Source organism: Sphingomonas aestuarii, assembly GCF_054457155.1.
This window is the reverse complement of the sequence record NZ_JBTKVV010000003.1, coordinates 335,145-360,866: the sequence shown is the minus strand read 5'-3', so window position 1 is coordinate 360,866 and position 25,722 is coordinate 335,145. Positions and strand designations below refer to the sequence as shown.

General features: G+C 66.5%; 32 protein-coding genes and 1 tRNA gene. 17 read left to right on the top strand and 16 right to left on the bottom strand.

The features are described from left to right. Nucleotides 1-23 precede the first annotated feature (23 nt). The 7 genes from ACX0GZ_RS07715 to ACX0GZ_RS07685 all read right to left on the bottom strand — a co-directional run bounded on the left by ACX0GZ_RS07715 (nucleotide 24) and on the right by ACX0GZ_RS07685 (nucleotide 5,522). Nucleotides 24-1,262, bottom strand: a complete 1,239-nt coding sequence (locus ACX0GZ_RS07715) for an adenosylmethionine--8-amino-7-oxononanoate transaminase (RefSeq protein WP_458815022.1) — start codon at nucleotides 1,260-1,262, stop codon at nucleotides 24-26. Continuing rightward, a complete protein-coding gene (bioD, locus tag ACX0GZ_RS07710) occupies nucleotides 1,259-1,888 on the bottom strand; it encodes a dethiobiotin synthase (protein WP_458815020.1) in 630 nt (209 codons plus the stop codon). Before bioD ends, ACX0GZ_RS07715 begins: the two co-directional genes overlap by 4 nt. After that, nucleotides 1,885-2,997: an 8-amino-7-oxononanoate synthase gene (locus tag ACX0GZ_RS07705; protein ID WP_458815018.1), complete on the bottom strand. Its 1,113-nt coding sequence runs from the start codon at nucleotides 2,995-2,997 to the stop codon at nucleotides 1,885-1,887. The genes bioD and ACX0GZ_RS07705 overlap by 4 nt, the downstream gene beginning before the upstream one ends. A 194-nt stretch (nucleotides 2,998-3,191) precedes the next feature. Then, complete coding sequence (locus ACX0GZ_RS07700; RefSeq protein ID WP_458815016.1) at nucleotides 3,192-3,656, bottom strand: DUF1178 family protein; 465 nt, start codon at nucleotides 3,654-3,656, stop codon at nucleotides 3,192-3,194. Beyond that, nucleotides 3,653-4,480, bottom strand: a complete 828-nt coding sequence (locus ACX0GZ_RS07695) for a carbon-nitrogen hydrolase family protein (protein ID WP_458815014.1) — start codon at nucleotides 4,478-4,480, stop codon at nucleotides 3,653-3,655. Before ACX0GZ_RS07695 ends, ACX0GZ_RS07700 begins: the two co-directional genes overlap by 4 nt. 7 nt (nucleotides 4,481-4,487) lie before the next feature. Next, on the bottom strand, nucleotides 4,488-4,742 hold the full coding sequence (gene grxC / locus ACX0GZ_RS07690; RefSeq protein ID WP_458815012.1) for a glutaredoxin 3: 255 nt from the start codon (nucleotides 4,740-4,742) through the stop codon (nucleotides 4,488-4,490). A gap of 45 nt (nucleotides 4,743-4,787) precedes the next feature. Next, nucleotides 4,788-5,522 carry a ComF family protein gene (locus ACX0GZ_RS07685; RefSeq protein ID WP_458815010.1) on the bottom strand — a complete coding sequence of 245 codons (735 nt, stop codon included), beginning with the start codon at nucleotides 5,520-5,522 and terminating at the stop codon, nucleotides 4,788-4,790. A gap of 6 nt (nucleotides 5,523-5,528) precedes the next feature. Here ACX0GZ_RS07685 and ACX0GZ_RS07680 point away from each other — a divergent pair, with 6 nt between their 5' ends. Further along, on the top strand, nucleotides 5,529-6,398 hold the full coding sequence (locus ACX0GZ_RS07680) for a methyltransferase domain-containing protein (RefSeq protein ID WP_458815008.1): 870 nt from the start codon (nucleotides 5,529-5,531) through the stop codon (nucleotides 6,396-6,398). A gap of 44 nt (nucleotides 6,399-6,442) precedes the next feature. Here the strand turns inward: ACX0GZ_RS07680 and ACX0GZ_RS07675 are convergent, their stop codons facing one another. Continuing rightward, nucleotides 6,443-6,835, bottom strand: a complete 393-nt coding sequence (locus tag ACX0GZ_RS07675; protein WP_458815278.1) for a (deoxy)nucleoside triphosphate pyrophosphohydrolase — start codon at nucleotides 6,833-6,835, stop codon at nucleotides 6,443-6,445. Nucleotides 6,836-6,922: 87 nt separating this feature from the next. Here ACX0GZ_RS07675 and ACX0GZ_RS07670 point away from each other — a divergent pair, with 87 nt between their 5' ends. Both ACX0GZ_RS07670 and ACX0GZ_RS07665 read left to right on the top strand, forming a co-directional pair. Continuing rightward, complete coding sequence (locus ACX0GZ_RS07670; RefSeq protein WP_458815006.1) at nucleotides 6,923-7,105, top strand: Flp family type IVb pilin; 183 nt, start codon at nucleotides 6,923-6,925, stop codon at nucleotides 7,103-7,105. Nucleotides 7,106-7,229: 124 nt separating this feature from the next. After that, nucleotides 7,230-7,412, top strand: a complete 183-nt coding sequence (locus ACX0GZ_RS07665; protein WP_458815004.1) for a Flp family type IVb pilin — start codon at nucleotides 7,230-7,232, stop codon at nucleotides 7,410-7,412. A gap of 64 nt (nucleotides 7,413-7,476) precedes the next feature. On the opposite strand, the gene ACX0GZ_RS07660 is transcribed toward ACX0GZ_RS07665, so the two are convergent. The 4 genes from ACX0GZ_RS07660 to ACX0GZ_RS07645 are packed head-to-tail and all read right to left on the bottom strand — an operon-like array spanning nucleotide 7,477 to nucleotide 11,281. Beyond that, nucleotides 7,477-8,424: an acetyl-CoA carboxylase carboxyltransferase subunit alpha gene (locus tag ACX0GZ_RS07660; protein WP_458815002.1), complete on the bottom strand. Its 948-nt coding sequence runs from the start codon at nucleotides 8,422-8,424 to the stop codon at nucleotides 7,477-7,479. Nucleotides 8,425-8,437: 13 nt separating this feature from the next. Then, the gene (locus ACX0GZ_RS07655) at nucleotides 8,438-9,358 is read right to left on the bottom strand and encodes a tyrosine-type recombinase/integrase (protein WP_458815000.1); all 921 of its coding nucleotides are present in this window, start codon (nucleotides 9,356-9,358) and stop codon (nucleotides 8,438-8,440) included. Continuing rightward, entirely contained in the window at nucleotides 9,355-11,163 is a 1,809-nt protein-coding gene (locus ACX0GZ_RS07650; protein ID WP_458814998.1) for a hypothetical protein, read from the bottom strand. Before ACX0GZ_RS07650 ends, ACX0GZ_RS07655 begins: the two co-directional genes overlap by 4 nt. Then, on the bottom strand, nucleotides 11,144-11,281 hold the full coding sequence (locus tag ACX0GZ_RS07645) for a hypothetical protein (RefSeq protein WP_458814996.1): 138 nt from the start codon (nucleotides 11,279-11,281) through the stop codon (nucleotides 11,144-11,146). Before ACX0GZ_RS07645 ends, ACX0GZ_RS07650 begins: the two co-directional genes overlap by 20 nt. 78 nt (nucleotides 11,282-11,359) lie before the next feature. Between ACX0GZ_RS07645 and ACX0GZ_RS07640 the strand changes: the two genes are divergently transcribed. Genes ACX0GZ_RS07640 through ACX0GZ_RS07630 form a run of 3 tightly spaced genes read left to right on the top strand, consistent with a single transcriptional unit; the run spans nucleotide 11,360 to nucleotide 13,184 of the window. Further along, nucleotides 11,360-11,911, top strand: coding sequence for a shikimate kinase (locus tag ACX0GZ_RS07640; protein WP_458814994.1), 552 nt, complete (start codon nucleotides 11,360-11,362; stop codon nucleotides 11,909-11,911). Continuing rightward, the gene (gene aroB, locus ACX0GZ_RS07635; RefSeq protein WP_458814992.1) at nucleotides 11,908-13,008 is read left to right on the top strand and encodes a 3-dehydroquinate synthase; all 1,101 of its coding nucleotides are present in this window, start codon (nucleotides 11,908-11,910) and stop codon (nucleotides 13,006-13,008) included. The genes ACX0GZ_RS07640 and aroB overlap by 4 nt, the downstream gene beginning before the upstream one ends. After that, nucleotides 13,008-13,184, top strand: a complete 177-nt coding sequence (locus tag ACX0GZ_RS07630; protein WP_458814990.1) for a DUF2256 domain-containing protein — start codon at nucleotides 13,008-13,010, stop codon at nucleotides 13,182-13,184. The genes aroB and ACX0GZ_RS07630 overlap by 1 nt, the downstream gene beginning before the upstream one ends. On the opposite strand, the gene ACX0GZ_RS07625 is transcribed toward ACX0GZ_RS07630, so the two are convergent. Together ACX0GZ_RS07625 and ACX0GZ_RS07620 are read right to left on the bottom strand one after the other, a co-directional pair. After that, nucleotides 13,152-13,454, bottom strand: a complete 303-nt coding sequence (locus ACX0GZ_RS07625; RefSeq protein WP_458815276.1) for a DUF423 domain-containing protein — start codon at nucleotides 13,452-13,454, stop codon at nucleotides 13,152-13,154. The genes ACX0GZ_RS07630 and ACX0GZ_RS07625 overlap by 33 nt on opposite strands. Nucleotides 13,455-13,489: 35 nt before the next feature. Beyond that, a complete protein-coding gene (locus ACX0GZ_RS07620; protein WP_458815274.1) occupies nucleotides 13,490-13,933 on the bottom strand; it encodes an iron-sulfur cluster assembly scaffold protein in 444 nt (147 codons plus the stop codon). A gap of 170 nt (nucleotides 13,934-14,103) precedes the next feature. Between ACX0GZ_RS07620 and ACX0GZ_RS07615 the strand changes: the two genes are divergently transcribed. Then, the gene (locus ACX0GZ_RS07615) at nucleotides 14,104-16,614 is read left to right on the top strand and encodes a glycoside hydrolase family 3 protein (protein ID WP_458814988.1); all 2,511 of its coding nucleotides are present in this window, start codon (nucleotides 14,104-14,106) and stop codon (nucleotides 16,612-16,614) included. A 298-nt stretch (nucleotides 16,615-16,912) separates the two neighbouring features. On the opposite strand, the gene ACX0GZ_RS07610 is transcribed toward ACX0GZ_RS07615, so the two are convergent. Then, nucleotides 16,913-17,002, bottom strand: a tRNA-Ser gene (locus ACX0GZ_RS07610). Between the two features lie 160 nt (nucleotides 17,003-17,162). Between ACX0GZ_RS07610 and hspQ the strand changes: the two genes are divergently transcribed. The 4 genes from hspQ (at nucleotide 17,163) to ACX0GZ_RS07590 (ending at nucleotide 19,169) form a co-directional block, all read left to right on the top strand. Further along, nucleotides 17,163-17,552 carry a heat shock protein HspQ gene (gene hspQ, locus ACX0GZ_RS07605; RefSeq protein ID WP_458814986.1) on the top strand — a complete coding sequence of 130 codons (390 nt, stop codon included), beginning with the start codon at nucleotides 17,163-17,165 and terminating at the stop codon, nucleotides 17,550-17,552. Between the two features lie 132 nt (nucleotides 17,553-17,684). Next, the gene (gene rplU / locus ACX0GZ_RS07600; RefSeq protein WP_458814984.1) at nucleotides 17,685-18,095 is read left to right on the top strand and encodes a 50S ribosomal protein L21; all 411 of its coding nucleotides are present in this window, start codon (nucleotides 17,685-17,687) and stop codon (nucleotides 18,093-18,095) included. 29 nt (nucleotides 18,096-18,124) lie between these two features. Then, nucleotides 18,125-18,394: a 50S ribosomal protein L27 gene (gene rpmA / locus ACX0GZ_RS07595; protein ID WP_458814982.1), complete on the top strand. Its 270-nt coding sequence runs from the start codon at nucleotides 18,125-18,127 to the stop codon at nucleotides 18,392-18,394. A gap of 187 nt (nucleotides 18,395-18,581) precedes the next feature. Further along, on the top strand, nucleotides 18,582-19,169 hold the full coding sequence (locus ACX0GZ_RS07590) for a GNAT family N-acetyltransferase (protein WP_458814980.1): 588 nt from the start codon (nucleotides 18,582-18,584) through the stop codon (nucleotides 19,167-19,169). A 45-nt stretch (nucleotides 19,170-19,214) separates the two neighbouring features. Here the strand turns inward: ACX0GZ_RS07590 and ACX0GZ_RS07585 are convergent, their stop codons facing one another. Further along, nucleotides 19,215-20,078, bottom strand: a complete 864-nt coding sequence (locus ACX0GZ_RS07585) for a metal-dependent hydrolase (RefSeq protein WP_458814978.1) — start codon at nucleotides 20,076-20,078, stop codon at nucleotides 19,215-19,217. A gap of 73 nt (nucleotides 20,079-20,151) precedes the next feature. Between ACX0GZ_RS07585 and ACX0GZ_RS07580 the strand changes: the two genes are divergently transcribed. The 6 genes from ACX0GZ_RS07580 to spt all read left to right on the top strand — a co-directional run bounded on the left by ACX0GZ_RS07580 (nucleotide 20,152) and on the right by spt (nucleotide 25,712). Then, a complete protein-coding gene (locus ACX0GZ_RS07580; protein ID WP_458814976.1) occupies nucleotides 20,152-20,757 on the top strand; it encodes a TetR/AcrR family transcriptional regulator in 606 nt (201 codons plus the stop codon). Between the two features lie 155 nt (nucleotides 20,758-20,912). Next, nucleotides 20,913-21,980: a GTPase ObgE gene (obgE, locus tag ACX0GZ_RS07575; RefSeq protein WP_458815272.1), complete on the top strand. Its 1,068-nt coding sequence runs from the start codon at nucleotides 20,913-20,915 to the stop codon at nucleotides 21,978-21,980. Further along, entirely contained in the window at nucleotides 21,977-23,104 is a 1,128-nt protein-coding gene (gene proB, locus ACX0GZ_RS07570) for a glutamate 5-kinase (RefSeq protein WP_458814974.1), read from the top strand. The genes obgE and proB overlap by 4 nt, the downstream gene beginning before the upstream one ends. Then, nucleotides 23,101-24,006, top strand: a complete 906-nt coding sequence (locus ACX0GZ_RS07565) for an NAD-dependent epimerase/dehydratase family protein (protein WP_458814972.1) — start codon at nucleotides 23,101-23,103, stop codon at nucleotides 24,004-24,006. Before proB ends, ACX0GZ_RS07565 begins: the two co-directional genes overlap by 4 nt. 40 nt (nucleotides 24,007-24,046) lie before the next feature. Next, the gene (locus ACX0GZ_RS07560) at nucleotides 24,047-24,289 is read left to right on the top strand and encodes an acyl carrier protein (RefSeq protein WP_458814970.1); all 243 of its coding nucleotides are present in this window, start codon (nucleotides 24,047-24,049) and stop codon (nucleotides 24,287-24,289) included. A gap of 160 nt (nucleotides 24,290-24,449) precedes the next feature. Next, complete coding sequence (gene spt / locus ACX0GZ_RS07555; protein ID WP_458814968.1) at nucleotides 24,450-25,712, top strand: serine palmitoyltransferase; 1,263 nt, start codon at nucleotides 24,450-24,452, stop codon at nucleotides 25,710-25,712. Nucleotides 25,713-25,722 lie beyond the last annotated feature (10 nt).

The window sequence follows — 25,722 nt, the reverse complement described above, 5'->3', positions numbered from 1 at the left end:
TGGCCGCTGTCCCTTGTCCAAAGTCAGTCGAGAAATGCTTCGATCACGCCGTATACCGCGTCGAGATCGGCGGTGTGGATGCAATAGGGCGGCATGACATAGACCGTGTCGCCCAGCGGCCGGAGCAGCACGCCGTTGTCGCGCGCGAACCGCGTCATCCGCGGGGCGATATCGGCGAGATAACCCAATTCGCCACCGTCGATTTCGAACGCCGCGATCGTCGCCGACTGACGCGCACAGCGCACGCGGGGGTGGTCTGCGATTTTTGCCAGCCGTTCCGCCTGGCGCTTGGCCAGCAGCTCGATCCGATCGTGGACCGGCTCGTCGCGCCAGATGGCGAGATTGGCGTTGGCGGCGGCGCAGGCGATCGGGTTGGCGGTGTAGCTGGACGAATGAAAGAACATACGCGCACGGTCGGTGGCGTAATGCGCGTCGAATATCTCGGGCGTCGCCATCGTCACCGCGAGCGGGATCGCACCGCCGGTCAGCCCCTTCGACAGGCACAAAAGATCGGGCACGACACTTGCCTGTTCGCACGCCAGCAGCGTGCCGGTGCGGCCCCAACCGGTCATCACCTCATCGGCAATGAACAACACCCCGTAACGCGCGCAGATCGCGCGCATTTCGGCGAGAATGGTGGGCGCGTAGAATTTCATGCCGCCCGCCCCCAGCACCAGCGGCTCGACGATCAACGCCGCGGCGCCTGCCCGCGCTTGAGCCTCCAGCGCATCCAGCGTCTCCTGCGCGTCACCCATTGGAAAAGGGATCGTGCCGACATCGAACAACAGCGGCGCATAGCTGCGCGTGAACACGCCGCGCGCACCGACCGACATCGCGCCGATCGTGTCGCCGTGATAGCTGTGTTCCATCATCAGGATGCGGTCGCGCGGTTCGCCGCGATTGGCCCAATAGCCGAGCGCCATCTTCAGCGCGACCTCGACGCTGGTCGATCCCGAATCCGAATAGAAGACATGCGCGAGCGGCGCGGGCATCAGATCGACCAGCGCCCGCGCCAGTGCCTCGGCAGGTTCGTGCGTCCACCCGGCAAAGATGATCTGGTCCAGCCGCTGCGCCTGTTCGGCGATCGCCGCTGCGATCCGCGGATGATTATGCCCGTGTGTCGTCACCCACCAGGACGAGATCGAATCGATGATCCGCGCACCATCCGCCGTATAGATCGCCGCGCCATCGGCATGGGTGACGAGCGGAATCGCCTCCCCAAGCCCATGCTGGGTAAAGGGATGCCACACAGGCGAGGTCATGGCGCGACATCCACCAGGTCGAAATTCGCGGCAAAGGCAGCGGCAAGCGTCTCGCGGTTCAGCGGGGCGAGAGGCGGCAGCCGCCCCAACCGTTTCACGCTCCCTATCCCAGCAATCGTCGCCTCGCTATCCTCGACCGCATCGCCGACGAAGGCGATACCCCGGATGGCGACACCACGCGACCGCAGTGCTTCGATCGACAACAGGCTGTGGTTGATCGTGCCGAGCGCGGTACGCGCGACCAGCACCACCGGCAGCCCCCAGCGCGCGAACAGATCGGCATAGAGCAGCTCGCGCGTGACCGGCACCAGCACGCCACCTGCCCCCTCGATCACCAGCGGTCCCTCCACCCGCGGCGGGGTCAGGCGATCGGGGTCGATCGTCACGCGGTCGATTTCGGCAGCACGGTGCGGCGAACAGGGAGTGATCAGGCGGTAGGCTTCGGGCAGAATGCTCTCGGGAGGCACGCCCGCCAAGTCGACGACGCGCGCGCTGTCGCTGCCATCGTCCAGCCCGGCCTGGACCGGTTTCCAGTAACTGCCGCCCAGCGCCCCGGTCAGCCCAGCGGCGAACACCGTCTTGCCGATGCCGGTGTCGGTGCCGGTGACGACGATCGCGCGGGTCATGCCAGCGCCTCCGCCAGCGCGGCGATGTCGTCGGGCACGGTGTTGCGCGTGATCGACAGCCGCAACCGCGCCGTGCCCACCGGCACGGTCGGCGGGCGGATGCCGCGAATGTCGAAACCAGCCGTTTGAAGCGCCGCCGCGCGCGCCATCGCCGTCGCGTCGTCGCCGATCGGCAGCGGCATGATCTGCGACCCCGTATCGCTTGCCCCGCGCGGCACCAGCAGCCGGTGCGCGAGCGCGATGCGATCATGAAGTTCGGCGCGGCGCTCCGGCTCGGTCGCGACGATGCGCAGTGCGGCACGCACCGCGCTCGCCATCAGCGGCGACGGCGCCGTCGAAAAGATAAACCCGCGCGCCCGGTTGATCAGAAAATCGATCACGACGCGCGGGCCGGAAACCAGCGCGCCTTCGCACCCCAGCGCCTTGCCGCAGGTATGCAGCGCGATAAGGTTGTCTCGCCGTTCGAGATCGTGGGCGAAACCGCGCCCGTCCTGCCCGAACACGCCGGTCGCGTGCGCTTCATCGACGATCAATACTCCGTTCTCGGCCTCCGCCAACGCGGCCAACTCGTGCAGCGGCGCACGGTCGCCGTCCATGCTGTAAAGGCTTTCGACCGCAATCCACACCCGCCCCCGGCCACCGCTCGCGCGCCAGTGGGAAATCGCATCGGCAAAGGCCGCGACATCGTTATGCGCCGCCGCAACATGCCCGGCGCGGCCTGCCCGCATGCCCTCATGCGCGCTGGCGTGGATCAGCGCATCGTGCACCACCAGGTCGCCGCGCTGGGGCAAGGTCGCGAGCAGCGCCGCGTTCGCGGCATAACCGCTGGAAAAATAGAGCGCTGCCTCGGTGTCAAAGAACGCCGCCGCCTCGGCCTCCAGCGCCTCATGCTCGGGATGATTGCCGCGCAGCAAACGCGAGCCGCCCGACCCGACCGGCACGCCGCGGTTCAGTGCCTCGGCCACCGCGGCACCCAGCGCGGCGGACCCGGCCAGCCCCAGATAATCGTTCGACGAAAAATCCCGCCCGGCGCGCGGCGCAAGCACTCGCAACCGGCTGCGCTGACCCAACTGGTTCAGATCGCGTAGATGGTCGGTGAAGGCTGTCATCGGTGCGTCCGTAGGAGTTCGCGCTATGACCGGCAACGCGGGTTTTGCTCACTGCGCCATCGGCAATGATCGGCGACCTTCCCCTCTCCATTTCGTCATTCCCGCGAAGGCGGGAATCCATAACCCATGTCAGCGGCAATGGATTCCCGCCTTCGCGGGAATGACGGATGAGGGGACACCCCCACCTGCACGCTCTAGTTCCGCTGTTCGGGCGGCACGAACGGCACCAGCAGCGGCACCACGGCAACCCCGTCCTCGATCAACTCCCGCGCTTCATCCGGTGTCGCCTGACCGTGGATCAACGCGCTGGCCTCATCGCCGTCGTGCATCGCACGCGCGCGGGTCGCGAAGTTGCCGCCGACCCATTCGGATTTTTCAAGGCTTGCGGCCTGCGCCTCGGCGATCTTCGCCAGCACCGCCTTCACCATGTCGGGCGTCGGTTCGGGCGAGTCGGGCCTGGGCGATGATGCAGCGACGTCCGTCCGGCGGTTGCCCTTGGCGGCGACATTGGGCGCCATCACCGCTTTTTCGACATCACTCCCGCCGCAGATGGGACAGGCGAGCAACCCGCCCGCACGCTGGCCTTCATAAGCGGCGCTTGACCCGAACCAGGCCTCGAACACATGGCCGTCGGCGCAACGAAGATCGAACACGATCATCGAATCACCTCGACCGCCGGGATCGCGCGGCGATGATCGATCACGGGAATCCGCCCGCGCACCTCGCCGACTGCCGCGGCATCGACCTGGGCGAAACCGAGCCCGGCGTCGAGGCCCATGTCGATCAGCGTTTCGCCCCACGGGCCGATCGCCATCGAATGGCCGTGCGTCTGACGCCCGTCTTCATGCTCGCCGGTTTGCGCGGCAGCGATCACACAGGCGCCGTTTTCGATCGCGCGCGCCGCGAGCAATGTCGCCCAATGCGCCTCGCCCGTGGGGCGGGTGAAGGCCGCGGGGATGGCGATCACCGTCGCGCCGGCATCGCTCAGCGCCTGATAGAGCGCCGGAAACCGAATGTCGTAACAGATGCTGAGGCCCAGCATTCCAATCGGCGTATCGACCACTATGGCGCGCGATCCCGGCGAATAAGCCGCCGATTCGCGCCATTCCTCTCCGGTCGCCAGCGACACATCGAACATATGCATCTTGTCGTACCGCGCGCGGATTTCGCCCGCATCGTCGATCACGAACCCGCGATTGGCCAGCCGCTCGCCCGCACCGCGCACGGCGAGCGAGCCCAGATGCACCCACAACCCCGCCGCACGGGCGGCCTCGCGCACGGCAGCCAGCACGCGGTCGTCATGCTCATCGACGATGTGCGCGCCCCCGCGCGCCCGGTCGCGGTCGAGCAGCCCGGACATTTCGGGCGTGAACAGCATCCCCGCGCCGCCCGCCTTTGCCGCGTGCACGGCATCGACCAACGTCGCGGCGTTGGCGGCGGGATCGATCCCGCTCGTCATCTGAAGGATTGCGATGCGCGTCATGGCGGGGCTACCCGAGCAACGGGTCGAGCCGCCCTTCGCGCTCTAGCGCGGCCAGATCGTCCGATCCGCCGATGTGCGAATCGTCGATGAAAATCTGGGGCACGGTGCTTCGCCCGCCTGCGCGCTGGATCATCTCCTGCCGCTTGGGACCGCCCATCGTGATGTCGAATTCGTCGAACGCCACGCCCTTTTCATCCAATAGCCGCTTGGCGCGGGTGCAATAGGGGCAAAAGGCTTTGGTGTAGATTTCGATTCTGGCCATGTGACCGACGTGGGGATGCCGGGGGGGCTTTGTCAATCGACGGCGCTATTCGACCGCATCGTCGTGCAGCACCCGTGCCCAGCACAACACCGTCACCCGCGCCGCGCCGCCGCGCTTCAGCGACCGGGCACAGGCATTTGCGGTCGCACCCGATGTATGCACGTCATCGACCAGCACGACATGCCGCCCGGCAAGCCGGTCCCGCGCATCAGGGCCGAGCGCGAACGCCCCCGCGACGCTTTTTGCCCGCGCCTTTCGCCCCCTCCCGCGAAGCGATCCGCCGCCCTTCACCCGCTGCAACAGGTCGAGCGCGATCGGCGTGCCCGTTCCTCGGGCCAGCCCCTGCGCCATCAACTGCGCCTGATTGAAGCCGCGCGACCATAATCGCCAGCGATGCAGCGGCACCGGCACCAGCAGGTCGGCGTCGGCGGGGACCAGCCGCGCCATCAGCCGCGCGACCGTGTCGGCATAGGCCAGCCGCCGCCCATATTTCAGTTTCAGCACCACCGTTCGCGCGACATCGCCATAGGCGACCGCCGCGCGCACGCCGTCATGCACCGGCGGATCGGACAGGCACGCGCCGCAAAGGCTGTCGCCGCGATCGACCTCGAACGGTCGGCAACAGGCCGCGCACCACGGCTCGCCCAGAAAACGCAAATCGTCCCAGCAGATGGTGCAGAACCGGTGGTCCTCGCCCGTTACCGCTCCGCATCCCGGACAGCGCGGCGGCAGCGCGAACGCGGCGATCCGACCAAACGGAGCGAGGAAAGCGTTGACCACGCCCTCTTGTCGCGTGGCCGCGCACGCGGCACAAGCCGCGCCGTGGACGTGCCTGAAATCTTCGACCGCAAAGCCCGCGCCCGTGCGCGCGATCGCGCGGCGCGCGCGGACGGCGATGCCGATTTCGTGCGCGACCATATGATGAGCGGGATCGTCGAGCGGATTGAGGCGGTGGACCGCGACTTTACCGACATTCTGGATATCGGCGCCTGGCGCGGCGACTTTGCGTGGAAGAACGCGGGCGTCACGCGAATCGATGCAGGAGGCGCGTTCGCGCGCGCATGCAGCGGGTTGCAGATCGAGGAGGACCGGCTGCCGTTCGGCGAACACACGTTCGATCTGGTCGTGTCCGCCGCCAGCCTCGATCAGGTGAACGACTTGCCCGGCGCGCTGATGCTGATCCGCCGCGCACTGCGCCCTGGCGGCATGTTCGTGGCGGCGTTCCTGGGCGCGGGCACGCTGGCGACGCTGCGTCAGGCGCTCCGCGTCGCCGAACCCGAACCGCCCGCACCGCGGCTCCACCCGCAGATCGATGTGCGATCGGCGGGCGACCTGCTCGGGCGCGCGGGCTTCGCCAATCCGGTTGCCGATACCGAGACGTTGATGGTGCGATATTCCGGTCTCGCACGGCTAATCGCCGATCTACGGGGCATGGCGGCGACTAACCTGCTCCGTGCACGACGCCCAATACGGCGCGACGTTCTGGCGCGCGCGCGCGACGCCTTCGGCGCACTGGCCGATTCCGATGGCAAGACGGCCGAGCGGTTCGAGATCGTCTATATGACCGGCTTCGCGCCCGATCCGGGCGCGAAGCCGCACAGCCGGGGCGGGCGGGCCTTTGCCGCAATTACCGCAGGGTTACCGCCAAAGAATTGACGATCATCGCCCTTGCTCAACCCCGTCCGTTCGTGCTCCAATCCCTAAACCAAAGCCTCCAGCAACCCGATCAGAGGGCGATCCGCAGGCGGCATGTCGAGCCCGTGCAGCGCCACCGGTCGCAGCCATTTGAGCGCGGTCGCGTGCCGCGCCTCCGGCACGCCCGGCCATTTGCGCAAGACATAGAGCAGCAGGATCAGGTGGCAATCGCCCAGCGCCTCACTCGCGAACACTGCGGGCGCCAGGCAGCTCTGGTCGATCGTCAGCCCCAGTTCCTCGTCCAGCTCGCGGCGCAGCGCCGCTTCGGGGGTCTCGCCGGGATCGACCTTGCCGCCCGGAAATTCCCACAGACCCGCCATCGGCTTGTCGGGCGGTCGCTGCTGCACGAGCACTCGCCCGTCGCCATCGATCAGCGCGGCTGCGACCACCAGCAACAAATCGCGCGTTTTCGAAGGCGTCTCTAGGCATTCCTTAACCGACACTTGTTACGGCTCCGACAGTCTGGGTGAAGAAGGGACCATGCGGTGCTCAAGCTGCTACGCGCTTTGAAGATCGACCGAAAGGGGGCGACGGCAGTGGAATATGGACTGATCGTCTCGCTGATCGTGCTGGCAATGCTCGCTTCGCTGAACGGCGTCGCCAATGCGACGATCGGAATGTGGGATCATATCAGCGAGACCGCCGTCGCTGCGATGGGAAACTCCTAACCGCGCGGTAACCAACCCCTTTTAGGCCTTTTTCAACACAGGCCGCTTAAAGCGGTTTGGCTGACCGGGCTTCAACCCGGACCAGACGGGTAAGTGAAGCTTCTTTGAGACGATGGAGACCGGTATGAAGACGATCCGCAAGATTTTTGCCAACAACAAGGGCGCAACCGCAATCGAATACGGCCTGATTGCAGCGCTGATCGCAGTCGCAGCAATCGCCGCAATGGGTGCTCTCGGCAACCAGCTCACCGACACCTTTGGCGATGTTAAGACTGCCATGAAGGACGGTGCGCCAGCAGGCGAGTAAACCTCGGGCTAGGTGCAAGAGGGCGGTGGAGCCACGGTTCCGCCGCCCTTTTTTCGTGCGTCGATCAGCCCCGCCCCATCGCCAGAAACTTCTGCCGTCGGTCACGGCGCAGATCCGCCGCATCGCGCCCCGTCAATTCGCCCAATGCCGCCTCGATGGCATCGCCCAGCGTGTCGATCGCAGTCGCGGGATCTCGGTGTGCGCCGCCCAGCGGTTCGGGCACGATCGTGTCGATTACCCCCAGCGTCAGCAAATCCTGCGCCGTCACCTTCATCGCTTCGGCCGCGTCCGCTGCCTTGTCGGCGGTGCGCCACAGGATCGATGCGCAGCCCTCGGGTGAGATCACCGAATAGACCGCGTGCTCCATCATCAGCACCCGGTTGCCAGCGGCCAGCGCGACCGCGCCGCCCGATCCGCCTTCGCCCAGGATCGATGCGACCAGCGGTACGCCGAGATTGAGGCAGGCTTCGGTGGAACGCGCAATGGCTTCCGCCTGGCCGCGCTCTTCCGCCTGCACGCCCGGAAACGCGCCCGAGGTATCGACCAGCGTGATTACCGGCAGTCCGAATCGATCGGCGAGTTCGACCAGGCGGATCGCCTTGCGATATCCCTCGGGCTTGCCCATGCCGAAATTGTGCTTGAGGCGGCTGGCGGTATCGTCGCCCTTTTCATGGCCGATCACCATGACGCTGTGTCCGCGAAACGTGCCCATCCCGCCGATGATCGCCTGATCGTCGGCAAAGGCGCGGTCGCCGCCCAGCGGCATGAAATCATCGATCAGGCGACCGACATAATGTTTGAAATGGGGGCGTTCCGGGTGACGCGCGACCTGCGTCTTCTGCCACGGCGTCAGCCGCGCATAGGTATCGCGCAGCAGCTTGTCCGACTTGGCCTGAATCCGCTCGACCTCCGCATCGATGTCGAGCGCGCCGCCCTCTGCGGTGTCGCGCAGTTCGTCGATCCGGCCCTGCAGCTCGGCGATCGGTTTTTCAAAGTCGAGAAAACTAGCCATAAGGGCTTGGCGGTTAGGACCGGACGGGCTTCGCGTCAACGAGCGGGTGGCGGGTGTTCACCAACTCCACCAGCCGTTTCGAATCGACATGGGTATAGATTTCGGTGGTCGCGATGTCGGCATGGCCCAGCATCGTCTGGAGCGCGCGCAGGTCCGCGCCGCCCTCCAGCAGGTGCGTGGCGAAGGCATGGCGCAGGACGTGCGGGCTGACCCGGTCGAGCGGAATCCCCGCATCGGCGGCGAGCAGTTTCAGCAATTGATACAGGCGGATGCGCGACAGATGCGACTTGCCCGACGGGAACAGCCAGGGCTGACCCGCGGGCACGAAACCGCGCCACCGCGCCACCGCTTCGCGCGCGCGGTCGGACAGGGGCACCATCCGCTCGCGTCCGCCCTTGCCATTCAAAATCAGGAACGGCCGGTCGCTGACGATTGCGTTGCGGGGGAGCGACATGAGTTCGGTCGCGCGCAGGCCCGATCCGTAGAGCAGTTCGACGAGGGCGGAGAGCCGGTAGTCGGCGGGCGCGACATCGGCCGACGCCAGCCGTTCGGCGATCGCGGCGAACAACCGGTCAACATCGGCGACCGACAGCGTCTTGGGCAAGCGGCGCGCGGTCCCCGGACGCGGCAAGGCATCCGAGGGATCGTCGCCGCGCAGTCCGTCGTCGACCAGAAAAGCGTAGAACCGCCGCAGCGCTGCTGCCTTGCGCGCCACGGTCGCGCGGGCCAGGTCGGCCCAGCCGTCGGCCAGCGTCGCCAAGTCGTCGCGCGACGCCGCCGCGATGCCGCCCGGCACCGCGTCGGACGCCAGCCGCAAATCGCTGGCATAGGCCATCAGCGTATTGCGCGCGGCCCCCGATTCCGCCGCCATCATCTCCAGAAACCGCCCGATCAGCGCGGTGTCGGAACCGCTGCCGCGCGGCGCCGCGCTCATGACCGCGACAGGGCCTCCGCCGCAATCATCCGGGCATAGCCTTCCAATCCCGCCACGCGCAGGGCGCTGACGATATGGAACAGCGCCTCTGGCGACACCCCGCGCCAGTCGGGGGTCTGCATGCCCGTTCCGGCCAGCAGCATCACGGTGGCGGGCTGGCCATTCTGCGCGGCCTCGGCGATCGCGCGGGTCCAGCCATTCTCGACACCCACGGCGAGGTCATGGCGTTGCGCCGCCGATTCGATATCGCCTTCGCTCAGCCGCCCAAGTCCCGCGAGCCCCGCGAGGAACAACTGCGTCCGCCGCGCCTCTCCGCCCGCGCCGTTGCCGTCATAGGCGCCCAAGATGTCGCCACTGAACCGCACGCGCGGATTGGGATCGGCAAGCGCCAGCAACGCCTGACCCAGCGAGCCCTGTGCCGCCGTCCCGCGCCAGCGCATTGCCGCGCGGTCGAGTCCCGCAGTCAGCATCGACGCGATCAGGCGGTCGGCATCGCCCGCCAGTTCCGCGCTCGGCGGCAATTGCGACGCCGCGCGCGCGGTCAGGATCATCCGCGACCAGTTGCCACCGGGCAGACCCGGCTCGTCCCACAGGGTGCGCATCGCCGCGATCCGGTCGGCGGCGGCCTGGGCGACATAGGCCGTGCGCAGATCGCGCGCGACGGTGCGGACGCCGCTCGTCCCCTCGCCGCTTTCGTCGATCGCGGCATACAGGTCGATCAGCGCCGCGTTCGACAGCACGCCCGCGCGCGCGGCCGGTTCGGCGAACACGACGCGGCTTTCGGGAGCAATCGCCGGCGACAGGGCGCTCCAATGGCCGACATGGCCACCGACCGTCCGCATCATGTTGTCGGGGATCTCGCTCGCGGTGGCCATCGCCAGCCCGTATCGCCACGCCGTCAGTTGCGTGACACCGCCCCATTCGACGGTCACCGCGCGACGCCCGCCCGCACCCGATCCGACGACCTTTTCGGCGAGCACATAATCGATGCCGGTCGCGACGCGCTGGCGGCGCGCGGCGTCGACCAGCCGCCCGGCCTCATCGGGATTGCCGCCCAGCCCGGCGCACATCGCCTGCGCCATCACCCAGCCGCGCTCGTTCGAGACTTCGCGCGCGGTGCCGACCAACGGACACAGCCCGCCCGCGTCACCGGTGGCCAACTGCGCCTGCATCGCGATCTGGTAGAGTTTGGGCGTATAATTCTCGACGTCCACGGCCTGCGTGACGCTGCGCGCCGCGGTCGCTTCGCCCATGCGGATCAGCAACCAGGCGCGTTCGGCGGCAAAGTCCGCACCGTTCACGCTTTGCGGCGTGTTGGTCTGCGCCATCAGCACGCGACGCAGCCCGATATGCAGCCAGCGCGACGCGACCGGCGCGTCCAGTCGCCGCATCAGCGTTTGCAGGAAGCGCCCATCGGCCTCGCCCCATCCGGTCGCATCGACCACCGCGCCGCCACGCGTCGGCACGCCCACGACCGCCAGCGAACGCTTGGCCGATTCGGGCAATTCGTATCGCAGCAGTTCGGACGGATCGGGCGGCGTCGGCGCTGGTGTCGGCGCCGGTGTTGCGTCGGGCGCGGCCGAAGGCGGCGTGACCGGAATGGGCTGCACGATCGGCGCGGGAGTCGGCGTGGTGCCGGGACGCGGCGTCGGCGCGGGGGCGGGCGCAGGCGTAGGAGCAGGTGCGGGCGCGGGATCACCGAACCCTTCGGGCAGCAGCGATTCCTGGCCGGTCGCGGGGAGACCGCTGGCCAGCAGGGCGACCGCGATTGCCCCGATCGAAGCCTTAGTTGGTGAGATTTTCAAGCGACACGGCCTTTTCGACGCGGACCGGTTCCTTTTCCGAATCGCTTCCCGCCAGCCAGAACAGACCGGCGACCAGCGCGACGATTACGACGATCAGGATGATAAGCGAACGGTTCATCGGTTGTCCGGGGCCAGAGTTTTCTTGGGTCCGCGCCTTTTGCCGGACGCGATTTGGGCATGTATAGCGCCTGCGACGATGCTGCAAACCCATGACACTCCGAATGCGCGAAAAGCACGATGGAACGGCGAGGCGATCGTGCTCGTCGGGCTGATGGGCGCGGGCAAGTCCACCGTCGGGCGCAGGCTTGCGCAAAAGATGCGCCTGCCGTTCGTCGATGCCGATCACGAGATCGAGGTCGCAGCGGACATGACCGTCACCGAAATCTTCGACAAATTCGGTGAACCCTATTTTCGCGACGGCGAGCGTCGGGTGATCGCGCGGCTGATCGACGGTGCGCCCAAGGTGGTGGCGACCGGCGGCGGCGCGTTCATTAACGACGACACCCGCGCGCTGATCCTGGCGCAGTCGATCGCGATCTGGCTCGACGCCGAACCCCATGTGCTGGCCGAGCGCGTCCAGCGCCGCGACACGCGCCCCCTGCTGCGCGGGCGCAAGCCGCTGGAGGTGCTGACCGAGCTGTCGGCGATCCGCAATCCGGTCTATGCGCTCGCCCCGATCCGCGTCGTCAGCCAGGACGCGCCGCACGATGCGACGGTCACCGCGATTATCAAGGAACTGGGGCTTTGACGGTCATTCCGGTGGCGCTGGGTGCGCGCAGCTATGATGTGCGGATCGAGCGCGGGTTGCTGGGTCGCGCAGGCGAGATTCTGGCGCCACTGTCGCGCGGGCGGCGGATGGCGATCGTCACCGATGGCAATCTCTTGCAGCATCTCGCGACGTTGCAGGCATCGCTGCACGCGGCGGGCGTCGCGAGCGAGGCGATCGTGCTTGCCCCCGGAGAGGCGACCAAAAGCTGGTCGGTGCTCGAATCTCTCACCGATCGCTTGCTCGACCTGGGCATCGAGCGATCCGACCATGTCATTGCTCTCGGTGGCGGCGTGATCGGCGACCTGGTCGGGTTCGCCACCGCGATCCTGAAACGCGGCTGCAAATTCGTGCAGGTGCCTACGACGTTGCTCGCGCAGGTCGATTCCTCGGTCGGTGGCAAGACCGCGATCAACACCCGCGCGGGCAAGAATCTGATCGGCGCGTTTCACCAGCCTGCGCTGGTGCTGATCGATCCCGACACGCTCGACACCCTGCCGCTACGGCAATTGCGCGCGGGCTATGCCGAGGTGGTCAAATACGGGCTGATCGACGATCCCGATTTCTTTGCCTGGTGCGAGGCGAACGGCGCGAGCCTGCTCGCCGGGGACCCCGACGCGCGCGCTTACGCCATCGCCCATTCGGTCGCCGCCAAGGCGCGCATCGTCGCCGAGGACGAAACCGAAACCAGCGGTCGCCGCGCACTGCTCAACCTCGGTCACACCTTCGGCCATGCGCTGGAGGCGGAAACCGGCTTTTCCGATCGCCTGTTCCACGGCGAGGGCGTCGCGGCCGGGATGGCGCTGGCCTATGGATTCTCTGCCGAGCAGGGTCTGTGTCCGCACCCGGACGCGGCAAAAGTCGCCGCGCACCTGCGCGACGTCGGCCTGCCCGCCAGCCTGTCGGATTGCGGCATCACCTCCAGCGGCGACACGTTGGTCGGCCACATGATGCACGACAAGAAGATGGAGGGCGGCACCCTGCCCTTCCTCCTCGCCCGCGGGATCGGGCGGACCTATCTCGACAAGTCGGTGGACCTCGCGGCCGTAGCGGCGTTCCTCGACCGCGCGAACCGGTGATGCCAAACGGCATCGCCAAGCGCGATCTGCCGTCGAAAATTTGCCCGGCGTGCGCCCGCCCGTTCCGTTGGCGAAAGAAATGGGAGCGCGACTGGGACCGGGTCGTCTATTGCTCCGATCGCTGTCGCCGGACCAAGGCCGCGTCAGTTTCGCATCCCGACCCACGCCACCCATAGCCATCCCGCGATCATCGCGGCGCCACCTATCGGCGTAATCGCCCCGAACCAGCGCGGCGCTCCCAACGCCATCGCATAGAGCGTGCCCGCAAAAATCAGCGCCCCGACCAGCAACGTCAGCGCCGGTCCGCGCCCGGCGTCGCGCAGCATCGCGATAACGGCGACCGCCGCCGCCGCGTGGATCAACTGATAGGTGCCGCCGGTCTGCAACCATTCCGCCGCCTTGCCGCCCGCGCCATGCGCGCCGAACGCCCCCGCCGCGACCGCCATTGCGGCCGAAACCCCAGCCAGCCCGATCACCACATTCACGCGCTTGTCCTCCGCCGACTCAGTTCGATTTCCGCCGCCGCTTCCGCCGCGGCCTCGAACGCCAGCCGGATCGAGGCGTGCCGCGCACTGTGCGGCAATGCGGGCGCAAACACATCGATCCCCGGCCAGTCGGGCTGCGGCGCGCGCCCCGCCAGCCAGTCCGCCAGCGCGTCGCGCGCGGTGGCCAGTTCGGCGACCGACTTGCCCGTGGCGTGTTCGGCCAGCAGCGCCGCCGACGCCTGGCCAAGCGCACACGCCCGCACCTCCAGCCCCAATCCGGCGACCCGCCCCTCGGCGTCCGCATTCATGTCGAGCGTGATGCGGCTGCCGCAGACCGGCGAGCGCTTCTCGACAATCGCCATCGGCGAATCGAGCCGCGCGTGATGCGGGATCGAAGCCGCAAGACGCAGGATACGGGCATTGTAGAGCGGCGCAGTCACGAGAACCAATTTAGGCGCCTCAGCGACGATGTGCGAGGGCCGTTTCATCAGTGCGTGCTGCCGTCAGCTTCGATAGCGCCATCTTTGATCGCGCGTCGGCAGTTGCCAGTCGATGACTTTGACGCTAACCCACCAATTGAGAACGTTCACAACAGGGGCAGGAGGGGATCATGGGGCATCGCTTGGGATTGATGACGCTGCTACTCGCCACCGCTTCGATCGCGAACGCCCAAACAGCGCCTGCGGCAAAATCCCCCGACGGCAGCGACGCGGTGAACCCGGCGATCTGGCCAGCCCCACAATGGCCCTATGCGACCGACCCCGCGATCGAAGCGCGCATCGCCGATCTGCTGGGGCGCATGACGGTCGAGGAAAAAGTGGGTCAGGTGATCCAGGGCGATATCGCCAGCGTAACGCCCGACGATGTGCGCCGTTATCATCTCGGCTCCGTCCTAAATGGCGGCAATTCCGCACCCGACAATGATGAATTCGCAGCCCCCAAAGAATGGCTGGCGCTCGCCGACCGTTTCTATGAGGCATCGGTGGACACCAGCGGCGGGCGCGCTGCCGTCCCCGTCATCTGGGGCACCGACGCCGTCCACGGTCATTCGAACATCGTCGGCGCGACCTTGTTTCCGCACAATATCGGGCTTGGCGCGGCGCGCGATCCGGCCATGATCGAACGCATCGGTCAGGCGACCGCGCTCGAAATCCGCGCCACCGGTCAGGAATGGACCTTTGCCCCCACCATCACCGTGCCCCAGGATTTCCGCTGGGGCCGCGCCTATGAAGGCTATTCGTCCGACCCCAAGCTGGTCGCGAGCTACGCCGGGCGGATGATCCGGGGATTGCAGGGCGATCCCGGCGGCACGCGGACCCTGGATGGCCCGCACGTCATCGCCTCCACCAAACATTATCTCGCCGATGGCGGGACCGTCGACGGGCGCGACCAGGGCGACGCGACGATGTCCGAGGCCGAACTGCGCGACATTCACGGCACCCCCTATGTTCCCGCGATCGAAGCGGGCGTGGAGACTGTGATGACGAGCTTTTCCAGCTGGAACGGAATCAAGATCGCGGGTCACAAGGGGCTGGTCACCGACATTCTGAAGGACCGCATGAATTTCGGCGGTCTCGTCGTAACCGACTGGAACGCGCACGGCCAGGTCGCCGGCTGCACCAACGCTAGTTGCCCGCAGGCCCTGCTTGCGGGCATCGACATGTATATGGCCCCCGACAGCTGGCGCGACCTGCACGGCACGCTGACCGCGCAGGTCAAGGACGGCACCGTACCGATGGCGCGCCTCGACGACGCCGTCGCGCGCATCCTGCGCGTCAAGCTGCGCATGGGCCTGTTCGACGCGGGCAAGCCGTCATCGCGCCGCTATGCCGGTCAGTTCGAGTTGCTGGGGGCACCCGAACACCGCGCATTGGCGCGCGAGGCGGTGCGCAAGTCGCTGGTCCTCTTGAAACATCAGGGTTCGGTGCTCCCGATCCGAGCAGGCGCGCGCGTGCTGGTCGCAGGCGACGGGGCGGACGATATCGGGCGTCAATCGGGCGGCTGGACCATCACCTGGCAAGGCACCGGCGTCGACAACGACGATTTTCCCGGCGCGACCTCGATCTGGAAGGGGCTGGACGATGCGGTCAGGGCAAGCGGCGGCACCGCCACCTTGTCCCTCGACGGCAGTTATGCGACCAAGCCCGACGTCGCGGTCGTGGTGTTCGGCGAGACCCCCTATGCCGAGTTTCAGGGCGATCTCGCCACGCTGCAGCTCCGCCCCGAACTGCGCACCCCGTTCGAGACGATGCGCAAGCTGAAGGCGGCGGGAATCCCGGTCGTTGCGGTGATGATTACCGGACGGCCGTTGTTCGTGAATCCCGCGCTCAATCTGGCCGATGCGTTCGTGGTGGCCTGGTTGCCCGGCTCCGAAGGCGGCGGGATCGCCGACCTGCTGGTCCAGCGCACGGACCGCCGCGCCGCCTATGATTTTACCGGGACGCTGCCGACGCCGTGGCCCGCGACTGCCGATGCCAAGGGCGCGACGCTCTATCCGCTCGGTTACGGCCTGACGCTTGGACAGCCAGCGCCCGCGTGGAGGCCATTGTCGGAGGAACCCGGCGTCGATGTCGCCGATGCGGGCGGCACCTATCTCGATCGGGGGGTGCCCGCGACCTCGCTGTCGCTTTATCTCGGCGACGGCGCTGCCGACATGACGCGCATCACCGCCACGCCTGCGTCGGCGATGGGAGGGCGCGTCAAGGTGTCGGCGACCGACCATATTGTCCAGGAAGGCGCGCGCCGCTTCGATATTTCCAATGGCCCGGCGACGATCGCGCTCGCCAGCCTGACGCCGATGGACCTGGTTCGCGAAACCAATGGCGACGTGGCGCTGGTGATGACCGTCCGCCGCGATTCGGCGATCACCGGCCCGGTCACCTTCGGCATGCGCAGCGCAGGCGGCGCCACCGCCACCGTCCCCGCCGACCGCATCGCACAACTGCCCCAGGGCGAGTGGCGACGGATCGCGGTGCCGCTCAAATGCCTTGCTGCGGCAGGCGCCAATATGGCCGCGATAGAGGTGCCAATGGCGCTGACGCTACAGGGCAGCGGCAGCCTCAGCCTCGCCAGGGCAGCGCTTGGCACCGAGGGCGACGAGACGCTGGTCTGCAAGAAGTAGACGAACCCCCGCATTACTACACCTTTCGTCCTGAGTAGCGGCCGAGCAAAGGGTAACCCCTACTCAGGACAAACGGATCGTTGATTTTCCGCCGGAACGTCTCGGGCAACAGGAATACGCCGATCACCGGATACCTTAGCTCACAGTGCAGGGTGCCGCCTCGATATTCTCGAAGCTGATCCCAGCCTTTGCCAGATCGGATTTGGCGATTTTCGCAGATCTTGGCCGAACATGTTCTTGCCGATCGTGCAACCGCGTTCGCGCGATTTGTCAACGGATGTCGGGATAAGGGTGACCTTGGCGGAGAGGGTGGGATTCGAACCCACGGTGAGCTTGCACCCACGCCGCATTTCGAGTGCGGTACATTCGACCACTCTGCCACCTCTCCGCGAGGTCATAAGGCGTGGGATTGGCCCCCGCCGGTCGACGAAGGCGGGCGTCTAATCGACAAATCCGTGCCTTGCAAGAGGGTCGCAGCCGCTCATGCAAGACTATCCACAACCGTCTGTCGCTGCCCGGCTTGTGCGTCGCGCAATAGCCATTAGATTATGGCCATGCCGCATCGTTTCACGACCAACACACTTCCCCTCGACGCCGCCATCGCCGTGCCGCCGGTCGCACATGCCCGTTTCAACGTCGGCGACGTGGTGCGTCACCGGCTGTTCGATTTCCGCGGCGTGGTATTCGACATCGATCCGGTCTTCGCCAATACCGATGAATGGTATGACGCGATCCCCGAAGATGTGCGCCCGCGCAAGGACCAGCCTTTTTATCACCTGCTCGCCGAAAACGCCGAATCATCCTATGTCGCCTATGTCAGCCAGCAGAATCTGGTGACCGACGACAGCGACGAGCCGGTCGATCACCCCGCCATTCGCGGGCTGTTCGATACCACCGATGACGGGCGTTACCTGCTCAAGCGCGAGCATCGCCACTGATTCATGCGCGCTTCCCGATTTTCTGGCACCCACAAGGTTGACAGAATCGGACGCATCGCATAGCCGCACCCTTCCTTCCCGCGCGGCCCCAAGCCTTGCGCGGGTAACTGTATTGAAAAAAGAGCAGAGCCAATGTTCGCAATCGTGCGCACGGGCGGCAAGCAGTATCGCGTTGCCGCAGGAGACAAGATCGTCGTCGAGAAGATCGACGGCGAGGCCGGTTCGTCGGTCAAGCTGAGCGACGTCCTCCTGGCGGGCGACGGCGGCGAGCTGAAGTCGGTCGACGGCTTGGTCGTCTCCGCCGAAGTCATCGCGCAGGCGCAGGGCGAAAAGGTCATCGTCTTCAAAAAGCGCCGTCGGCACAACTATCGCCGCAAGAACGGCCATCGCCAGCAGCACACGATCCTGAAGATCACGGCGATCGGCGGCGAAGAGAAGAAGGCCAAGGCTTCGGCCAAGAAGGCTGACGCCGACGCGGCTCCTGCCGAAACCGAAACCAAGGCAGCGCCGAAGAAGGCCGCAGCCAAGAAGACCGACGCGTAAGCGCCGACCTGATCCGAGGAGTTTAGACAATGGCACATAAAAAGGCAGGCGGTTCTTCGCGCAACGGTCGCGATTCCGCGGGTCGCCGTCTCGGCGTGAAGAAGTTCGGCGGTCAGGAAGTCGTCGCCGGCAACATCATCGTGCGCCAGCGCGGCACCAAATTCTACGCAGGCACCAATGTCGGCATGGGCAAGGATCATACCCTGTTCGCGCTGACCGATGGCCGCGTGGAATTCCGTGAAGGCAAGCTCGGCCGCAAATTCGCGTCGGTAGCGCCGATTATGGCGGCCGCCGAATAACATCGGACAACCAGCCGGGTTGTCCACCAGGACGACCCGGTTCCGGACCGACATCCGGAACAACCAGACAAGGGAGACGGGTCGCCCCGGCTCCCTTTTTTCTTGTGCTCCCTCCCCAAAGGCACTGCGTCGCCGTCCCGTCATCAAAATCGGGCATGGCCGCGCTTGAGAGAGGAAGGAGTGCCCCATGTTCGTGCGTACGAAGCGGTTGAGCCTGCGCCCCGGCTGGATCGAGGATGCCCCCGCGCTTGCGGCGGCGATGGGGCATGAGAAGGTCGTGCGAAACCTCGCGACCGCGCCCTGGCCTTACGGCATCGAACACGCCCGCAATTGGCTGAGCGCCGAGCGCAGCGCAACGACGCCGCTATTCGTCATCACCACCGCAGACGGCGGCGGTCCGGCGCGGATCGTCGGCGGTATGGGCCTGGGGCCACTGGGCGACAACGCCTATGACCTGGGTTTCTGGATCACCCCCGATGCCTGGGGTCGCGGCTATGCGACCGAAGCGGTGCGCGCGCTGATCGACACTGCGCGGCATTCCTTACGCATCCGGCGGCTGACGGCAGGGCACATGACCGACAACCCGGCATCGGGCGCCGTGCTCCGCAAGGCGGGGTTTCGTCCGACCGGGCGGATCGAGCACGTCCACTCGCTGGCGCGCGGCGGAAAGGTGCCGTGCCACAGCTATGCAATCGACCTTGCCGATTGCGCGGACGGCCCGTGCCCTGACGGCGCATCGGACGACGAGCGAATGAAACTGCGACTCGCGGCTTAAAGTGGGTGAGAAAGGGCAACATAGCCGCCCTTTCTCACCTGTCGGTCACCCCACCACAGCCATCCGAGCATCGGCAAATTCGCTGTCCACCTTGCCGATCAGAGCGCGATCATCCTCGTTCCACGGATGGAATTCGGGCAGGAAAAACGCGACCCACGCGCCCAATATCTTCCGCATCATGCCGGGCTTGGCGAGCACGTACCATGTGAGGCGACCCCATACGCGCGGGCCGGTCAGTCCATCCTGACGCAGCAGATCGAGTACGCCCTTGCGCCGCCCGTTGAAGAAACGCCCGGTGACGATCAGCATCACCAGCGCTTTGATCCGCCAGCGTTTGAACCGCGACCAGTCGCGCGTCGCATGGAGCCAGGTGTCATAGGCGACGCCCTTGTGCTCGACTTCCTCCAGCGCGTGCCAGCGCCACATATCGCCCGCATCGGCGTCGGCCCCCGCCAGATGGCGCGGGTCGGCAAGCAGTTCGTGCGCCAGGATCGCGGTGAAATGTTCGAGCGCCATCGTCGCGGCCAGGCTGGCGATCGCAGGGCGTCCCTTGGCGAGATCAAGCACGCGGTCGACTTCCCGGTCCAACCGGCTGATGTCATAGCCCTGATCGGTGACGTGGCGGTTGAACGCGACATGCTCGCGCGTGTGCATCACTTCCTGTTTGGTGAAGGCAGCGATTTCCGCGGCCAGCTTGGGGGGCGCGCCGTCGCGGAACTTGCGGACGCTGTCGATGAAAAAGCCCTCGCCCTTGGGAAAGGTGACCGACAGCGCGTTGTAAACGGCGGTCGCGATCGGATCGTTGTTCAGCCACCAGCGCCCGTAGCGCGCCTCGCCACGCCCGAAGCGGCGGTCGCGCGGCGTGATTTCCAGATCCTTGGGCGTGGGGGTGGCAACAGCCTTTGCCATGTCCATCATTTTGCTCCAAACAAGCGCGTTCAGCCCGCGCTGACAGTCCTGTCAATTGGTGTTACTTACACGAATGTCAACAATAAGAAAACGCCTCAGTCCTGAAGAGTCGCGCATCGCCGCGCTGGATGCTGCGCGCACATTGCTGATCGAAATGGGGCCGCAGGCGGTGACGCTGAAGGCGGTCGCGTCGCGGATCGGGCGGACCCACGCCAATCTGCTCCACCATTTCGGATCGGCAGCGGGGCTGCAAAAGGCGCTGATCGCGGCGATGGCGGACAACATCACCGGCACGATCGGCGCGGCGGTGCTGCGCGCGCGGTCGGGCGACCATGATCCGCGCGAGGTTGTCGAGCTGACCTTCGACGCGTTCGACAAACAGGGCGCCGGGGCGCTTGCCAGCTGGATGATCCTGTCGGGCAACGAGGATGCGCTCGACCCGATCCTGGAGGCGATCCACCGGCTGGTCGACGAACTGGGCGAAGGCGACGTGCCGGGCGAGATGCCAATCCATGACGAAACGCTGCAACTGGTGTTGCTGGCGCTGGGCGACGCGTTGCTCGGGGCACCGATGGCGAGAGCGCTGGGATTGCCCAGGGAGCGGGCGCGCGAACTGGCGGCGCAGTGGCTGATGGCGTCGCACCGGGTTGAAGGGGGTTCAGGGATAACCTCCCCCTGATTTGATCGGACTCCCCTCCGTTCGTTTCCAGCGGGGTCGAGAAACGTGGCCGGATCGCAGCGTTTCTCGACTTCGCTCGAAACGAACGGGTCTGGGCGCTGCAACCAATTCCCCATCCCACTGGCGAAATCTGCCGATTTCGCTACATGGCGCACATGCATTTTCTGGATCAGGCAAAAATCTTCGTGCGCTCGGGGATGGGCGGCGGCGGCGCGGTCAGCTTCCGGCGCGAGAAGTTCATCGAATATGGCGGCCCTGACGGCGGCAATGGCGGCAAGGGCGGCGACATCGTGTTCGAGGCCGCACACGGGCTGAACACGCTCATCGATTTCCGCTACACCCAGCATTTCCGGGCACCTCGTGGCAAGGGTGGCGCGGGATCGAACCGCACCGGCGCAGGTGGCCGCGATCTGGTCATCAAGGTGCCGGTCGGCACGCAGATCCTGGCCGATGACGAGGATCGCACGCTGCTGCTCGACCTCACCAAGGAAGGCGAGCGCGTCGTGTTCCTGAAGGGCGGCGACGGCGGACGCGGCAACCTCAGTTACAAGACATCGACCAACCGCGCGCCGCGCCAGCACGGCACCGGCTGGCCGGGCGAAGAGGCGTGGGTGTGGCTGCGGCTGAAACTGCTCGCCGACTGCGGGCTTGTCGGTCTGCCCAATGCGGGCAAGTCGACCTTCATCAACGCGGTGACCAACGCCAACGCCAAGGTCGGCGCCTATGCCTTCACCACCACGCGGCCCCAGCTGGGCGTGGTCAGCCACAAGGCGCGCGAATTCGTCGTCGCGGACATTCCGGGGCTGGTCGAGGGCGCGGCCGAAGGCGTCGGCATCGGCGACCGGTTTCTGGGGCATATCGAGCGCTGCCGCGTGCTGCTCCATCTGGTCGACGCGCATGGCGAAAATCCCGCCGAAGCCTACCGGATCGTGCGGTCGGAACTTGAGGCCTACGGCGCCGACCTTACGACCAAGCCCGAGGTGATCGCGCTCAACAAGGCCGATCTGCTCGACGACGAACTGACCGAAGCGCTGATTGCCGAACTGGTCGAGGCAAGCGGCGGCGCGCAAGTGCTTCCCATGTCGGGCGCGACCGGCGTCGGCGTCGGCGCGGTGCTCGACCGGCTGATCGAGGTGATCGGCCCGGAACCCGGCAGCACCTCCGATGCGGGCGAAGACGAGGACGAGGACGACGAACCGGCCAAGGAGTGGTCGCCGATATGAGCGAAGCCGATCGTTTCTCCCCCGCCCGGTGCCCGCGGCTGGTCCTGAAGGTCGGATCGGCGCTGCTGGTCGACGACGAAGGCCGGGTGAAGCGCGCCTGGCTGGAAACCTTTGCCAGCGATCTGGTGGAACGGGTCAGTGCGGGCCAGCAGATCGCGATCGTCTCGTCGGGCGCGATCGCGCTGGGCGCGCGGCGGCTGGGGCTGCCCAATGGCGGGCGCGGCAGCCTGGAGGATGCGCAGGCATCGGCGGCGACCGGCCAGATCGCGCTGGCGCAGGTCTGGGCGGAATTGCTGTCGAGCCGCGGGCTGAACGCCGCGCAGGTGCTGGTGACGTTGGGCGATCTTGAGGATCGCCGCCGCTACCTCAACGCCTCCGCTACGCTGGGGCGATTGCTGAGTCTGGGCGTGGTGCCGATCGTCAACGAAAACGACACGGTCGCGACCGAACGCATCCGCTTCGGCGACAATGACCGGCTCGCCGCACGCGTCGGCCAGGCCGCGAACGCTCAGGGCGTGATCCTGCTGTCCGACATTGACGGGCTGTACGACAGCAACCCGATGCGCAACCCCGATGCGAAAATGATCCCCGTCGTCCCAGCGATCAGCGCCGAGATCGAGGCGATGGCCGATACCGGCTCCGCATCGGGCATGGGATCGGGCGGGATGGTGTCCAAGATCGAGGCGGCCCGGATCGCCACCGGTTCGGGGATGCACATGGCGATCATCTCCGGCCGCATCCCACATGCGCTGCGCCGCTTCACCGAAACCGCGCACGGCACGGTGTTCGTCGGTGATGGTACTGCGGCGGCGCGCAAGGCGTGGTTGGCCGGCGGCATCAGCGAGGGCGGTACGATCATCGTCGATGCCGGCGCGGTAGATGCACTTCGCCGCGGATCGAGCCTGCTTCCGGCAGGCGCGCTGCGGATCGAGGGCGAATTTCATCGCGGCGACCTGGTCGTCATCCGCGATTCCAGCGGAAAGCGCATCGCGCGCGGACTTTGCGAATATGATTATGACGACGCCTGCAAGATCATCGGGCGCAGGAGCGAGGATATCCTCCACATCCTGGGCTACGCGCCCCGTTCGGCGCTGGTCCATCGCAGCCATATGGCGGTGCTTTGAGCGTTCTTGCGATTACGGGTGGCACCGGGTTCGTCGGATCGATTCTGATCGATCTGGCGCTGGCCGGGGCTCATCGGATCCGCGCCCTCACCCGCCGCCCGCAACCGCCGCGCGACGGCGTGACATGGGTCGAAGGAGCGCTGGACACCCCCGACGCCCTTGATCGCCTCGTTGCCGGTGCGGACGCGGTCATCCACGTCGCGGGCGTCGTGAACGCTCCCAGCCGCAGCGAGTTCGCGCGCGGCAATATCGACGGCACGCGCGCGATAACCGCCGCCGCGACCCGAGCGGGTATGCAGCGGTTCGTCCAAGTATCGAGCCTTGCTGCCCGCGAGCCGAAACTCTCCGCCTATGGTTGGTCGAAAGCGGAAGCCGACGCGCTGGTCACGGCGTCTGCCCTTGACTGGACGATCGTCCGCCCCCCCGCTGTCTATGGCCCCGGCGACATGGAAATGTTTGAACTGTTCCGGCTGGCCGACAAAGGACTGGCGCTGCTCCCCCCCGGCGGGCGGCTGTCGGTAATCCACGTCGCCGATCTCGCGCGCCTGCTCCTGACGCTCGCCGAAAGCGATCCCGGCAAGCATGTCTACGAACCCGATGACGGCCACGACGGCGGATGGAGCCACGCCGAGTTTGCGCACGCGATCGGCGCGGCGGTCGGCAAGCGCGTCCGCCCGTTCGCGATGCCGCGCTGGGTGATGCGCGCCGCTGCCCGCGCGGACGGGCTGGTGCGCGGCGACAAGGCCAAGCTGACCCGCGACCGCGTCGATTATTTCTGCCATCCCGACTGGACCGCGACCAACGGCGCAAAGCCCCCCGGCGACCTGTGGCAGCCGCAAATCGCCACGCCACAGGGCCTGGCCGATACCGCGGCATGGTATCGCGCGCGCGGGCTGCTATAGAAGCGCCCCACCTCTTCGCATCGACATCGAAAGCAGCATCATGAGCGACCGCGCCGCCACCTTGGACACCGTCAAGGCCCAGATCGAACCCTTCAACAAAAAGGGCGTCGAATTGACCGAAGCGACGACCTTCGCCGGCGACCTCGAATGGGACAGCCTGACGGTGATGGATTTCGTCGCCGCGGTGGAGGATGAATTCGACATCCTCATCACCATGAACATGCAGGCAGAAATCGAGACCGTCGGCCAGCTGGTCGATGCGGTCGAAAAGCTGAAGAAATAACCGAACCCAGCCCACCCCACCCCCTATCCGTTGGTGTCGAGTAGGGTTCGAGCTTGTCGAGAACCCGTGTCGAGACAGTGCCAACCTCCCTCGATACGCCTTCTCGACTTCGCTCGAAGGCTACTCGGGACAAACGGGGTAGGATCAGGATTGCAGAGCCATGACCGAAGCCGCCGCCACCCCCCACGCCCTCCCCGCTGACGCCCCGACCGCTGCGCCGGACCGCGACCTGATGTCCAAGTTCGACCCCCTGATCGCCGAGCGTCAGGCGCTGATCGACACCGGCGTCACCGATCCCTTCGCGATCGTGATGGACGAGGTGAAATCGCCGACCGAAGCCGTCATCAAGGGCAAGGACACCATCCTGCTCGGCACCTATAATTATATGGGCATGACCTTCGATCCCGACGTGATTCAGGCGGGCAAGGACGCGCTCGACCGCTTCGGGTCGGGCACCAACGGCAGCCGGATGCTCAACGGCACGTTTCGCGACCATGTGGAAGTCGAACAGGCGCTGCGCGAGTTCTACGGCGTGTCGGGCGCGATCGTGTTTTCGACCGGCTACATGGCCAATCTCGGCATGATCTCGACGCTGGCGGGAAAGGGCGATTACGTCATCCTCGACGCCGACAGCCACGCGTCGATCTATGACGGCTGCAAGCAGGGGGATGCCGAAATCGTCCGCTTCCGCCACAATGACGTGAACGACCTCGATAAAAGGCTCGGTCGCCTGCCCGAAGGCGTCGGCAAGCTGGTGGTGCTGGAGGGCGTCTATTCGATGCTCGGCGACATCGCGCCTTTGAAGGAAATGGTCGCGGTCGCCAAGAAGCACGGCGCGATGGTGCTTTCCGACGAAGCGCATTCGATGGGCTTCTATGGCCCCAACGGTCGCGGTGTGTATGAGGAACTGGGGCTGGAAGCCGATGTCGATTTCGTCGTCGGCACCTTCTCCAAATCGGTCGGCACCGTCGGCGGCTTCTGCATCTCGAACCACCCGAAGTTCGAGGCGATCCGGCTCGCTTGCCGCCCCTATATCTTCACCGCGTCGCTGCCGCCCTCGGTCGTCGCGACCGCCGCGACCTCGATCCGCAAGCTGATGACCGCCCACGAAAAGCGCGCACGTCTGTGGGAAAGCGCGCGGACGCTGCACGCAGGGCTGACCGACATGGGTTTCAGGCTCGGCACCGAAACCTGCGAGTCGGCGATCATCGCGGTGATTCTCGAGGATCAGACGCAAGCCGTGGCGATGTGGCAGGCGCTGCTCGACGGCGGGCTCTACGTCAACATGGCCCGCCCCCCCGCGACGCCTGCAGGCACGTATCTGCTGCGCTGCTCGCTTTGCGCGGAACATACGCCGGAGCAGATCCGGACGGTGCTGGGCATGTTCAAGGCAGCGGGCGAAGCGGTCGGGTTGCTTAACTAACAACCACCGT